Source organism: Corynebacterium sp. LK2510 (genome assembly GCF_040946405.1).
Taxonomy (GTDB): domain Bacteria; phylum Actinomycetota; class Actinomycetes; order Mycobacteriales; family Mycobacteriaceae; genus Corynebacterium.
On the sequence record NZ_JAYWLR010000014.1, the window covers coordinates 1 to 12950 of the forward strand.

Consider the following 12950-nt stretch of genomic DNA (forward strand, 5'->3'; position numbering starts at 1 on the left):
GTGTGCGGCTTAGTGTGCGGCTTAGTGCCCGGCGCGCTCTGATAGCCTGGCCTGCGACCGACGACCGCTTTCTCACTACAGGCTTAGCCCTAGACAAGGACTCCGCTCATGCGCCGCATCCTCGCCACCGCCCTCGCCGTCAGCCTTTGCGCTTCCACCGCGCCCGCCACCGCTGTTGCCCAAGACATCTTCGATGGCGGCCGCCTCGCCGGCGCATCCTCCCAGCTGATCCCCGCGGGCTCATCCATGCCGGGCGGCGAACTTCGCGAGGACGGCGCAACCGTCGACCTGAACCGCTACGCGGGCACCTGGTACCAGGTGGCGGCCGTGCCGCAGCCGTACACGCTGCAGTGCGTGCGCGACACCACCGCCGAATACGCCGTGGTCGACCCGAGCACCATCTCCGTGGTGAACTCCTGCGGCTCCATCGCGGGCGGGCGCTCCCAGATCGAGGGCACCGCGACCGTGCGCTCCGACGCCTCCCTGCGCGTGAACTTCCCAGGCGTTCCCTTCCAGGACCCGAACGGTCCCGTGAACTACCGCGTGACCTACCTTGCCGAGGACTACTCGCTCGCCATCGTGGGTGACCCCAACCGCCTCTCCGGCTTCGTGCTCTCGCGCACCCCGAACCTGACTGCGGAGCAGTGGAAGCAGGTCCGCGGCGTGGTGGAGAACCGCGGCTGGTGGTCGTGCGCGTTCATCACCCAGCCGATGGCTGGTGGGCGCCAGGACTACGCGCCGCTCTGCACGCTGTAGGGGGCGGGGTCGGCCCCGCACTCATCGCGGCAGACTTGAGCCCCCTGACCGATGGCGCTGTCGTCGTTACCGCGTCCACTATTGTTCCGACGCTGCTGGAAGCAGGCTTGATTCAAGGTGCTCAACTACTTGGCGTTCCTATCACCAAGTTTGTTTTTGGCGACGTAGCGAAAGCTACAGTTCCCGCGCTTGTAGTCACCGCGTTTGTTCACATGTGGTGGCAATGGCGCTGCGATAAGAAGGACGCGCAACGGGCCGAGTCGGATTCCCTCACCGATGCCTCCCTCACTACCAGCTCCGACGCGCGCATCGCGGATGCGATGCAGCGCGCCCACGGCCTTCCCAGCTTTTACGCTCTGCTACCGTGGCCGCCGCCACGACTGTCTCAGTCATCTGTGCCTTCCTTTTCATTTAGAAAGCACACACCCAGCTCAGTTAGAACCCTTATTTCAGGTACGCGCAGGCAGCCGCAACTAGAGCTTTTGCACCCGTCTCCAGGGTCGGCTGCACCACGGGGGCGAACTTCGAGCTGTGGTTCGGAATTTCCTTGCCTTCCGGTGCACCGCTGAACGCCCAGTAGCAGTAGGGCGTGCCGAATGCATCGGGGATGTAGGGAAAGTCCTCGGATCCCGTAGCCGGCCCTGGTGTGTGAACACGGTCTCCGCCGAAAGCATCGATGAAGGCGTCCTTGATCTTCGCCGTGACCTCCGCGTCATTGTCCACTAGCGGGTAGACACCGGAGAACTCAAAGTCAGGTTCGCGCGGGGATCCAGACGCGGCACACTCGCCTTCCACAATGCGCCTGATCGACTCGATAATCTTGTCGCGCACCGCCTCATCGTAAGCGCGCACGTTCAGACCCAAGTGCGCTGTTTCGGGGATGACGTTGGGACGCGAGCCGGCGCGAATGGTTCCCACGGTAACCACTCCGAACTCATGGGGGCTCAACTCGCGGGCAACAATGGTCTGAAGGCGCTGAACCACGCTTGACGCCAGAACGACTGGGTCGATGCTCAGGTGCGGCATGGAGCCGTGTGATCCCTGACCGTACAGCGTGATGGAAACGTTGACCGAGGTAGAGAAGGACTTACCGGGGATAACCGCGACATGTCCGGCTGGCGCTAGGCCACACATCACATGTTGTCCGAAGGCCACGTCGGGGCGGGGAATTGCGTCGACGATTCCGTCGTCAACCATGGCCTTCGCGCCCGCGGCGATCTCTTCGCCGGGTTGGAAGAGCAACTCGAGGGTGCCGGACCAGGAATCCTTGTTCGCCGCCATCATCTCGGCCATGGCGATAAGGGAGGCGACGTGGACGTCATGACCGCAGGCATGCATGACGGGGACCAAATCTCCGTTGGCATCGATAGCCGTGGCGGTGGAGGCGTAGTCCAGTCCGGTTTCCTCTTTGACGGGTAAACCATCGAAGTCGGCACGCAACATCACGGTCGGGCCGTCACCGTTTTCCAAAACGCCCACCACACCACCGCCAATTTCGACGACAGCGTAACCCGCACCAGCTAGCTTCTCGACGATCACCCCGCGAGTACGTTCCTCCTGCATGCTCAGCTCAGGGTGACGATGCAGCTCGTAATACAGCTGTTCTTGCGCATCTTTGACAGACTCGTAGGAGGAAAAGATGTGGTCGCGATTCGGCATTTTCTCGGCTTCCTATGCAACAGTTGAGGTGTACACCGCGCCAGCCTACAGCCGCGCGTGTTGCACGGTATTTCACGGAAAATGCAGATGAAGCACGCGAAAACCCGCTGTGCGTAAACCCTCACAAACTGGGTTCACGCGCAGCGGGCTCGTTGGAGGTCAGGAACTAGCCAACGATCTCCATCTCGACCGGGGCGAAGCTAAGCTTCTGGCGGTTTTCCACGACACCGTTGAACAGGTCGACGGTGACGAGCTCGCGGTTCTCAGCGTCGGTGACGTAGGCGATGCCCTCGTGGACCTTGAGGATCGGACCCGGCTCCTGCCACTCCTCCTTCTCCTCCCACGGCGCGATCACGGGGATGCGGTTGGTGATCTCGCCGGTGTTCTGGTCGATAACAGCCAGGTTGCCGTCGTAGGTCAGGACCAGGGCCTCACCGCGGGGACCGCGGCCCAGGGAGCGGAACCAGTAGGACGAACCGAGCTCGACGAAGCGGGTGGACTCGTTCTCGGTGTCGATGAGGATGACGGTGGTCGGGCGCTCGTGCTCGGCGTCCTCGTCAACCTTGTTGTCACCGAGGACGATCGGGGACTCCTCGTCGCCGACGAGGTTGCCGTTGCGCTGGTAGCCCTCGGAGGGGAGCTTGACGAACTCGCCGTTCTTGAAAATCACCGGGCCGTTGGTGCAGCCGAACACGAGCGCGCCGCCGGCAGCTGCTGCCTCGCCGTGGATGCCGGGGCAGTTGGTGGTCTCGGCCAGGGTCGTGCCCTCGGCGGAGGTGTGGCGGATGGTGTGGCGCTCGTCCTCGGTCCCGACGGTGTGGACCACGGAGCCGTCCTCAAGCGCGACGGCCACGCCGTGGTGCGCCTCGCCGGTGGAGAAGGTGGTGGTCTGTGCGTTCGGGTCGGCGATGTCTTCGGACTTGAGGATGGTCACCTCACCCGTGCCGTCGGAGAACAGCGCGGTCAGGCCATCGTGGGCGACGACGTGGCCTGCCTCGGGTGCCGTGTAGGTGGTGTCGAGCAGAGCCGGAGCCTGCTCGTAGTAGTGGTTGTGGTCGCCATGGCCGTCGGTGATGAGACCGGAGTCGAAGGTGCGGAACGCGTCGCCGTCGACAAGCATGACGTGACGGCCGTCGCCAGCGGAGCTCAGGCGCAGGAAGCCCTTGCGGGCGACCTCGTCGATGACCTCGCCGGTGGCGGGATCGATGGTGGTGAGGCCGCCCTCGCGCGCGAAGACGACGCGCGGGGACAGGCTCGAAACCTGGGTCTTCTCGCCCTCGTGGGCCTCAGCGGCCGTGGTGGTCTCGGTGGCGGAGGCCTGCACGGAGGTCTGGGACGTCTGGCCCGTCTCGGCGGGGGAACAGGCAGCGAGGGTGGCCGCGGCGAGCGGCAGCGCAATCAGGGCGCTTCGGTAACGGAAAGTCATGTTCAACAATATAAGTGGTAATGGTTTTCATGTTCAAAATGGGGGGCGACATGATCGCCGAACACCTGGGCGGTGTGCATCGCAATCCGCCGCGCCCATGTCCCGGCGTATTGCTAGCGTGAGTTCATGATCCGAACAACGGCAGTTGCGGACGTGTTGGCGATGATTCGACTTGCGGACTCCTCACCGGCATGGACAATGCTGCGCGCCCACAATGCTCCGGCTGTGCTATCTGTACTCAGCGCGGTATTCCATGACGATAACCGGCAAGTCCCTGGTACCGAGCTGGTGTTGGCGGTGGAATCGCTCCTGATTGATATTCGGGAGCAAGCGGGCATGGAACTACCCAAATCTGGCGTGGCGTACATCAACGATTGGGTAAAATCCGGTTATCTCATACGGCGCAGCCCGCAGGGCACGCGGGAAGAGTTGTATGAGCTGACCGCCGACGCCCACATCGCCATCGCCTACGTCCAGCAACTGATTAGCCCGCATCGTTCGGTGACGAAATCTCGCCTGGGAACCCTGTTTGCAAGTTTGCACAGCTTAGCCGCAGAAACCGACCCCGATGAGGCGACCGCAATTCGGCGTCTCGAGCAGCAGCGCGACCAGCTCCAGGAGCGTATCGACCGAATCCGGACGAACGGCGTGGGCGTCATTCCAGACGCCGAGGCGGTTGAGAAAGCTCGCGAAATCCTCACCTTAGTAAGCGACTTGCCAACCGACTTTTCCCGTGTTCGCGAGGAAATCGAGGAAGTGGATAGAGGTTTGAGAGGCTCGATCGTGGAAGACCAACTACACGCCGGGGACGTCTTGGATAACGTGTTTCGGGGCGTGGATCTGATCACCGAGTCCGAAGCGGGAAAGGCGTTCAACGGCTTCTACGAGGTGTTCCTCGACCCCGAACGGTCCAAGCAATTTGATGCAGCCGTGGAATCCGTCTTGTCGCGGGATTTCGTGACCGAGCTGGATCCGTTGGAGCGCACACAACTCGCGCAACTGGCGGAAACTTTGGACACCTCGTCGGGCCAGGTTCACGATTCGATGACGGGATTATCGCGTTCGCTGAGAAGATTCGTCCAGTCCCGCGAGGCGGAGTCGCAGCAAGCGTTGACCAAGGCGATCAATACGGCACAGCAATGTGCGCTCCAGCTCGCGCAGCACGGCATCAAGCCTTACGAATCCATCGGCTACGACATGGAATTGACCACCCGCCAACCGACCTCGCTCTCGAGTTGGCAGCTGTACAACCCAATGGAGTACCGGATCGAACCTGACATGGAGGTCCACCAACCAGGGGAGATCGATTACGAGGCCATGCGCCGCAGGATTCGCGAGTCAGAGATTGACTGGGAGGAACTGCGCCAGGCGATCGATGATGTGGTGGAGAAAGAGGGGAGGGCGTCGATAAGCGATGTTCTTTCGGCGCACCCCGCAACCCAGGGTTTGGCCAGCATCGTCGGGCTCATCAAACTCGCGCACGATCACGGTGAGCGAGCCGACGGCACTGAGCTTCTGCAGTGGCAGCGCCCAGGCGGAAAGCGTTTCCAGGCGCGATACCAACGCTTTGAATTCGGCGAAAAGATCGGACGGGCATAGATGGACACCAAACTTCATGAAACAGACACCGGCACCCTGACCGGTATGCAGCGCCGCGCATTAGCGGAGCTCATCCGAGGTCCGTTCGTGTCGAGCACTAAGGCACCGGAGGTATTCCAGACGGTATCCGGCTCGCGTGAGGTGCTGGCGCAACAGTTGGACAACCTCTTTCTCACCCTTGTTGTCGACGACAATGCAGGCGTGGCCTACACCAAGGCATGGGATGCGGATACACCGGATAAGCGTGCGCTGTTGCGCAAACAATCGCTTACGTTCATGGATACCGTCGTGATTCTGCATCTGCGCCGAGAGCTCGTCACCACCAACCCCAATGAGCGCACGATCGTGGACGAGGACGAGGTGTTCGAATCAACTCTGCCGTACCAGGGCCATGCAGGTACGGATAAGACTACTCAGCGCAAACGGTTCACCGCCTCGTGGAACAAGATGAAGAATTACTCCATCATCGACAAGACACCCACCGAAGGCCGGTTCGAAGTCTCCCCCATTCTTCGCATTATCTTCTCCGGCGAGGAGATCGCCGCAGTCACCGAAGCATTCCGTGCACTACTCGAGGACGAGCAATGAGCGTTATCCCCGGCCAGTTCCGGCTTTCCCAGATCCAGGTGTACAACTGGGGCACCTTTGACAACCTGCACAGTGTGGATGTGGCGCGCGAGGGCTTCCTCATTACGGGGCCCTCGGGTTCGGGCAAGTCCACGCTTATCGACGCCCTCTCAACCATCCTCGTGCCGCCGGGCAAAGTGCGATTCAATGCGGCGGCGGACAATCACACCCAATCCGGCCGCAACCTTGTCACGTACTGCCGTGGCGCCTGGCGCCGCGAACACTCCCTCGAAGCAGATGAGCTGACTCAGTCCTACCTCCGCCAAGGGGCTACTTGGTCCGGGGTAGCGCTGCGCTACGACAACGGCATTGGCGGTGTGGTGACCGCCATCCGTCTCATGTTTCTTTCGGCGAAAGCTCATTCGCGGCAGGAGATTACCGATCTCTACATGCTTTTTGCCCGCAAGGCGGATCTGGCTGAATTCGAACCCCTCGCGCTGAAGAGCCTCCCCGTAACGGAAGCAAAGAAGCAATACAGCACTGCACTCCACGTCAGCCGCAGCCACCCCCAGTTCATTGCGGCTCTGCGCCGGACTGTCGGGATTGCCGACGAGGGGGCCCTGGATCTTCTGCACCGCACACAATCTGCAAAGACGTTGGGCGATCTCAACTTCCTCATGCGTTCGTTCATGCTGCCAGAACCGGAGACATTCGCTATCGCGGACCAAGCCGTGGCAAACTTCACCGATCTGCACACCGCGTACGCCTCCGTGGTGGACACCCGCGAGCAGATCGAGCACCTGCTCCCCGTTCGTGTTGCTTCCGAGAAGCGCTCCGACGTTGCCTCCGCCCTTCTCGGGGTGAACGAGGAACGCGAAAACCTGGAATTGTTTGTCAACGTGTGGAGGCAACGCTTCGCGCAAAAACAGCGCGAACAACTATCTTCCGACATTGCCGCGATCGATGACACCATCTCGGCCGAAACCGCCCGGCGGGACAAAGCAGCCGCTGAGCTGGACCACCTGCGCACCCTCATCCACGGTGCACAAGATTCTGGATTGGTTGCAGCAGAATCCCGTCGTGATAGCGCGCGGGAGCAACTCACGCGAGTAGAGCAGGCGGAGCTCGGCTATTCAGAGAGGCTGGCAGTCCTCGGTGCGGCGCTGCCGAGCACCGTCACCGAGTTCACCAACCTCCGGCTGCAGTTGGTAGAAGAGTTGGATGATGTCCGCCGCAGGCTGGAGGACAACGACGCCAAACTAGACAAAGCCCAGGGGCGTGTTTACGCGCTCGTCGGCGCGAAGAAGAAGCGAACCGATGAGCTCCAGGCCCTGCGCGCTTCCGGCTCCACCATGGATAGTCGGTTGATCCATGCGCGCTCGCTCATCGCCGAGGTTGCCGGTGTGAAGGAGAAGGATCTCCCCTTCGTCGCTGACCTGATGAGCATGAAGGAGGGCGAGGAGAGGTGGCAGGGCGCCGCTGAACGTGTCCTCGGCGGTTTCGCCAGAACGCTCATTGTTCCCGAGGAGCTCTACCCTCATGTCTCCTCGGCGATCAACGTGACGCACCTCGGCGCGAAGGTCGCTTACACACGCTTGAGTCCCCAGCTTGAAAGCCAGCGGCCGTCCGCGTTCACGCGCGGCTCGCTGGGGCAGAAGATTGAGGTTGCACCTGGCCGGTTCCGCAACTGGATTGAATCGCAGCTCTGCGCCCGGTACGACCACATGTGCTGCGAGACCATGGAGGAGTTCCATGCCGCTCGGCGAGCCGTCACCGCCCAAGGCCAGGTCAAACGCAACCCGAACGACCACATCAAGGACGACCGCAGCCGAATCGACGACAAATCCCGGTGGGTGCTGTGGGGCAACCTCGACGACAAAATCGACCAGCTCCACGCGGCAATACGCTTGCTCAACGACCAACTCGGGGAGGAATCCCGCACCCGCGATCGGCTCAAGCAAGCACTTGACACGCAACGCCTCCACGTTTCAACTATCCAGCGGCTGCTGGAGATGAAGGATTTCGCGGAAATCGATGTCGCCGCCGCAGCCGTCCGGCTGGCCGAGGCTCAAAAGCTTGTCGACGACCTGACCGACGGCAACACCGAGCTAGCGGAGTTAAAGAAGCAGCTCGCGGCCAGCGAAGCAGCCAGGCGGGCAGCGGAGAATACCCTCGACGACCTCCGGGAAACCCGTGGTGGGCTGAACACCGAGCTCAAACAGGCGGAGGTCGCGTTCGAGTTAGCGCGGCAGCAGGTGGGGGAGCGTGAGGTGCCGGGGGATATCGACAAGCGGCTCGAAGAGCGGTGTCACACAATCGACCGGTCCATCCGCGCCGACAACATCGACCGTCTCGCTCACCGTCTTACCCGCGATGTTGAGGACCGCCTCGCGGAGTTAAGGCAGCGGTCAAGCAGGTACGACAGCCAGCTTCGCGACGCCATGAATCGCTACCTCATGCGCTGGCCGCAGCGCCAGGGCGACCTCACCGCCGACACCGCGTGGGAAAACGATTTTCTCAATGAGCTCGGGCGACTCGAGTCAGATGATCTTCCGCGCTTTGAGCAGCGTTTTCGCGACATGCTCCACGACCAGACCTATAAGCATCTGGGCAGGCTGCGCCGATTCATTCGCGACGCCGCGACAAAGACCCGCAACTCGATCCAGATGATCAATGACTCGCTGGCAGAAGTGGAGTTCTACCCGGGCACACATCTGACCATCGAGGTGCGCGAGGCTCAGCCGGCTGTCGCCCGCGAATTCGTAGAGCTTCTCGACGCCGCCATGGAGGGCATGATCAACGACGCAGACCAGGAACAAAGCGAGCAGCGCTTCCACAAGCTGCGGGCGGTGATCGACGCGGTGACGGTATCCGACACCACCACGCCGCGGCAGCGCCGAATGCGGCTCGACACCCGTGAGCATGTGAAATTCCTCGGCGTGGAATACGGCCAGGACGGCGTGCGCGGAGCGGTGTACGACTCAGCGGAAGGCCTATCCGGTGGCCAAGCTCAGAAGCTATCTTCCTTCTGCCTCGCTGCTGCGCTGCGTTATCGGTTGACCGGGATGGGGGCAACCCCCTCCCAGGCGCGTAACTCTGTCATACAGATCGACGGGGAGATCTACCCACGCTTCGGCACGATCATTCTCGACGAGGCTTTCGACCGCGCCGACACTGATTTCACCCGCGCCGCCATGGAGGCGTTTCGCAGTTTTGGCTTCCATATGATCCTGGCCACCCCGGAAAAGCTTTTGCAGACAGTGCAGGACTACATCGGGGGTGTGCTCATGGTGGAGTGCCCCGACCGAAAACGATCCCGAACGAGTTTGCTGACCATCGAAGAGTCCACCGATGAAGACGCCTAAAGAAGTGCGGGCCCGCGCCGCTACGTATTACAGGCGCAATCACCGCGCCTGGCTTGACGGCGGTTTCACTCCGCTCAACATCAACCTGCAGCCGCCGTCAGGAAAGGAAGCAGAGCGTGACGACGGCCTCACGGTGCGCTCCTGGATCGACGAGTGGAATCGCAGCGCCATACCCGCTGGGCGGGAAGACAAAAGGCTCAGCTACATGGGTACGTACTCGCTGCCCACACGTGTCGTACTGGACACTCCGGACCTAACTGCCCGCGTCGCGGGCACGTCAGAGCATTGGTGCAGGATCAACGCTGTCCTGGGCCGAATCTGCAGTGAGCTTGGTGCGGATGTACGCACCCCTTTGATCAGCTGCCTCGCGACGTGGGAGGAATGGGACGATGCCACTGTGGACCAGTTCATCGATGTGATCCGCTGGTTGCGCACGCACGACACGACCGACTTCTACATCCGTGAGTTGCCGATCTTCGGCGTTGGTTCAAAATGGCTGGAATCGCATCGCGCCGTAGTCGAGACAGTCGCGGGGCCACTGAAATTCCGGGCGAAACCTCAGCTGGTGGAGCTGCGCGTTCTTGGCCGTTCAAGTGGGGTGAGACACTGGGCGTGTCCCGTCACGGACATCGGAGCTCTGCCCTGTTCCACTGTGCTCATGGTGGAGAACCACCAAACCTTCCTTGCCCTTCCCGATCTTGACGGAACGGTGGCAGTGTTCGGCGGCGGCCTGCACGCCCACACTCTTTCTGCTCAGATCCCCGGGCTGGACCAGAAGGACGTTGTGTACTGGGGAGATCTCGACTCCCACGGTTTCTACATTCTCGATATCGTGCGCCGGCGACTCCCGCAGGCCCGGTCGGTTCTCATGGACGTTGACACCGCACGCGCCCACGAGGAGCTTGCGGTGGAGGAGCCCCAGCCCAACCGTTTCACTCCGCAACTGCTCACATCAGCGGAGACCCTTGCCCTCGAGTACCTACGCACACACTCGACTGGCGGGTGTCTGCGGATCGAGCAGGAAAGGATTGTTTTCAACTTCGCAGTGGAACGGTTGCGGGAGGCGGTAGGGCAGTAGTTCAGGGGCTCACGCCAATGGAATCATCGGTGTTTCACGTGAAACACTGTCACAGCGCTTGTCGACGCCCACCCCGAGCAGCAAACTCGTCCAACAGTGCCAAGACCTCGACCGCCCGCCATGCCCGAGTGCGTTTGTCCAGCATCGCGGAGGCTACAATTCCCGCCTCCTCGAGAGCGTCCAACGCGTTGCGCGCACTCACCGGCGACGTGTCGAGCGCCTCCGCAACGATCCTCGAGGTCACCACCGGGCGCTGCAGCAGCAGGGGAATGAGCCGCCACACCAGCGCGCCGCCGCGTGCGGTTACCTCTGCTTCCCACTGCTCCTGCAGGATCTTGAGTTCGGTTGCGAGCCACGTACCGCGCTCCACCGCCTCCATGGCCGCGTGGACGAACAGTTCGATAATCTCACGGGGGTTGCCCATCCGGTAGGCACCGAGTGCAGCGAAGTAGGCATCGAGATCAGACAACAGACCTGCGGATAGTGGCAGCGATGTGTCGCTCGTGAGACCGCGTTGACGCATGAGAACGTGAACCAAAGCGCGTCCAGTCCTACCGTTGCCGTCCGCAAACGGGTGGATCGTCTCAAACTGAGCATGTGCCAGGGCAGCATGAACCAGGACCGGCAGATCCTTACGCGCAGCGAACACCTCAAGGTCCTCCATCAGTGAGGGAAGGTGACTGTGGTGAGGTGGCACAAATAAGGCATCGCGCGGATACATGTCATGGCCGCCGATCCACACCGGCTGCTCGCGCAACTGTCCTGCGATCTGCGGGGCGGACTCCCGCAGCAGAACGTCATGCATCCTCAGCAGCACGTTTGTGGTCACCCCCTCCATCCCCACGGCCTCTTCCATCTGCCGCGTGTTTGCGACGATCAATTTGGCATTTGTTCCGGCAAGCTCAGTTAGCTCCGCCTCCAAGATCCGTCGAGCGGACGAGGTGAGCTGCTCGATTCGGCTGGAGGCAAAGGATTCGCTGCGCAACAAGAGCGGAGTGAATGGGACGATGCGGTGACTATGGCCCAGATCAAACCCTTTGACCGCAAGGGTCGCCTCTTCTATCTGTGAAGCGAAGTCCACATCAAGAACGACCTGTGCATCAGCGATGTGGGGCACAAGAGCGCTCTTGTACGTGGAGGGAGTATTTCGAGCGGCACGACGCGAGAGCCCTTCCGACGACGATTGCCAGGAAAGCTCCTCGTAATCAACTTTCGGCCAGGTCATGCACACATGATAGACGTTTAAGGTTTCGCATTAATTAAAACACGCAACTTTAGATACGTAACTTTTCTTATTCTCCAGAAAGCGAAAGCTAGCGCAAACCGAAAGTGGAATCGACCGCACCTCCCGCGTCCGCGGCCCCAGTTCAGATCTCGCATACCTTGCACGCTGGCATACTGGGGCACATGAAGGAATTTGCCCGGAAAATCATCCTCCCAGGTGGGACCGTAGTAGTGGCAACGATGGCGTCCCTATCCGCGTGCTCCGCCCCAGAGGAATCCGGGCAGACAATAACGGAAACGGTCGTGGTGGACGAGGAGGGCGTCGACAAGCAACCGCCCACGTCCCCAACCACTACCTCGGCTGCATCCCCCTCGGTGCTCACGGTAGATTTCGAGCAGTACCAGCAGGTCAACCTTGACCAGTACACATACAACGGCTCGATCTTCTTCTTCCACACGACCGGTGGCACGATCAGCGACTGCTTCGCCAGCGCTGGTGTGGTCACCTGCTTCGGCACTCCCGACGACTCAGTACCAGACGTGGAGGAACCGTTCCGCGGGCGCCCCGGTGCCGTTCAGGTGGGAGACGGAGGACTTGCGTACACCATCGCCGAGGGTGTTCCACCAGCACAGGCCGAACTCAAGCCTGGGCAGTGGATCGATTTCGGAGCCTCCAAATGCGCCAAGCCCGACGCCGCTTCCTTAATTTGCGCTTCGGATTCCGCGGCATTCGAACTGACGGGGGAGAAGCTCAACATTGCGACTGAAGGACCAGTCGTGACCTCCGCAGAGTTGATGGAACAGGCGGAGGCGCAACCGGTAGCCGACCCCCGAACCGGCGGCGCCCTCGTCCGCGGACCGATCATGTGCGGCGCGATGGAGGGCCCTCGCTTGGCAGAGGTCATGGAGGGAGAAATCACCTGCGCAGAGGCCATAGACGTGTTGAACCGTTACGAGTCCCGCAGGTTCCAAGAAGGCGGCGGAAACAGCCTCGCAATGGGATTCGACGGTTGGAGTTGCGCTTCGCCGACGTACGTACGCGCAATGGAGCTGCAGGCCTCGATCAGATGCATCAACCAGGAACGCGGCATCACCATTCATGATCCGGACATGAGGGGGTTTACGCAGTAGCGCCGAGGGGCTCTTCCGTCTCTTCCATTTGGCGTAGCCGGATCCATGTCGACCCAACCACCAGCCTTGATGGCCTAGAGTTTGCCCTTCTGTGCACCACCGTTGTTGTCGTCTTGACGGGCCCCGCTTGCTTCCATCACCCTGT

At 61.4% G+C, this 12950-nt stretch carries 9 protein-coding genes and 1 pseudogene; 7 read left to right on the forward strand and 3 right to left on the reverse strand.

Annotated elements, in window-relative coordinates; genetic code table 11:
• Positions 1–108 precede the first annotated feature (108 nt).
• Positions 109–756 (forward strand): lipocalin family protein, encoded by a 648-nt coding sequence (locus VVR41_RS08045; RefSeq protein ID WP_368524319.1) that lies wholly within the window; start codon positions 109–111, stop codon positions 754–756.
• A gap of 14 nt (positions 757–770) precedes the next feature.
• Positions 771–1005: pseudogene (locus VVR41_RS10755) on the forward strand (transporter); the annotation flags it as partial.
• Positions 1006–1200: 195 nt separating this feature from the next.
• Here VVR41_RS10755 and VVR41_RS08050 read toward each other — a convergent pair.
• Both VVR41_RS08050 and VVR41_RS08055 read right to left on the reverse strand, forming a co-directional pair.
• Positions 1201–2415, reverse strand: a complete 1215-nt coding sequence (locus VVR41_RS08050; RefSeq protein WP_368524320.1) for an amidohydrolase — start codon at positions 2413–2415, stop codon at positions 1201–1203.
• A gap of 166 nt (positions 2416–2581) precedes the next feature.
• Positions 2582–3841, reverse strand: coding sequence for a hypothetical protein (locus tag VVR41_RS08055; protein WP_368524321.1), 1260 nt, complete (start codon positions 3839–3841; stop codon positions 2582–2584).
• A gap of 126 nt (positions 3842–3967) precedes the next feature.
• Here VVR41_RS08055 and VVR41_RS08060 point away from each other — a divergent pair, with 126 nt between their 5' ends.
• The 4 genes from VVR41_RS08060 to VVR41_RS08075 are packed head-to-tail and all read left to right on the forward strand — an operon-like array spanning position 3968 to position 10450.
• Positions 3968–5440, forward strand: coding sequence for a DUF3375 domain-containing protein (locus VVR41_RS08060; RefSeq protein WP_368524322.1), 1473 nt, complete (start codon positions 3968–3970; stop codon positions 5438–5440).
• Entirely contained in the window at positions 5441–6028 is a 588-nt protein-coding gene (locus tag VVR41_RS08065; protein WP_321101990.1) for a DUF4194 domain-containing protein, read from the forward strand.
• Positions 6025–9372: an ATP-binding protein gene (locus tag VVR41_RS08070; protein ID WP_368524323.1), complete on the forward strand. Its 3348-nt coding sequence runs from the start codon at positions 6025–6027 to the stop codon at positions 9370–9372. The genes VVR41_RS08065 and VVR41_RS08070 overlap by 4 nt, the downstream gene beginning before the upstream one ends.
• Positions 9359–10450: a Wadjet anti-phage system protein JetD domain-containing protein gene (locus tag VVR41_RS08075; protein ID WP_368524324.1), complete on the forward strand. Its 1092-nt coding sequence runs from the start codon at positions 9359–9361 to the stop codon at positions 10448–10450. Before VVR41_RS08070 ends, VVR41_RS08075 begins: the two co-directional genes overlap by 14 nt.
• Positions 10451–10499: 49 nt before the next feature.
• Here VVR41_RS08075 and VVR41_RS08080 read toward each other — a convergent pair whose 3' ends face one another.
• Positions 10500–11675, reverse strand: a complete 1176-nt coding sequence (locus tag VVR41_RS08080) for a Fic family protein (protein WP_368524325.1) — start codon at positions 11673–11675, stop codon at positions 10500–10502.
• 182 nt (positions 11676–11857) lie between these two features.
• Between VVR41_RS08080 and VVR41_RS08085 the strand changes: the two genes are divergently transcribed.
• Positions 11858–12805: a hypothetical protein gene (locus VVR41_RS08085; protein WP_368524326.1), complete on the forward strand. Its 948-nt coding sequence runs from the start codon at positions 11858–11860 to the stop codon at positions 12803–12805.
• Positions 12806–12950: the final 145 nt, after the last annotated feature.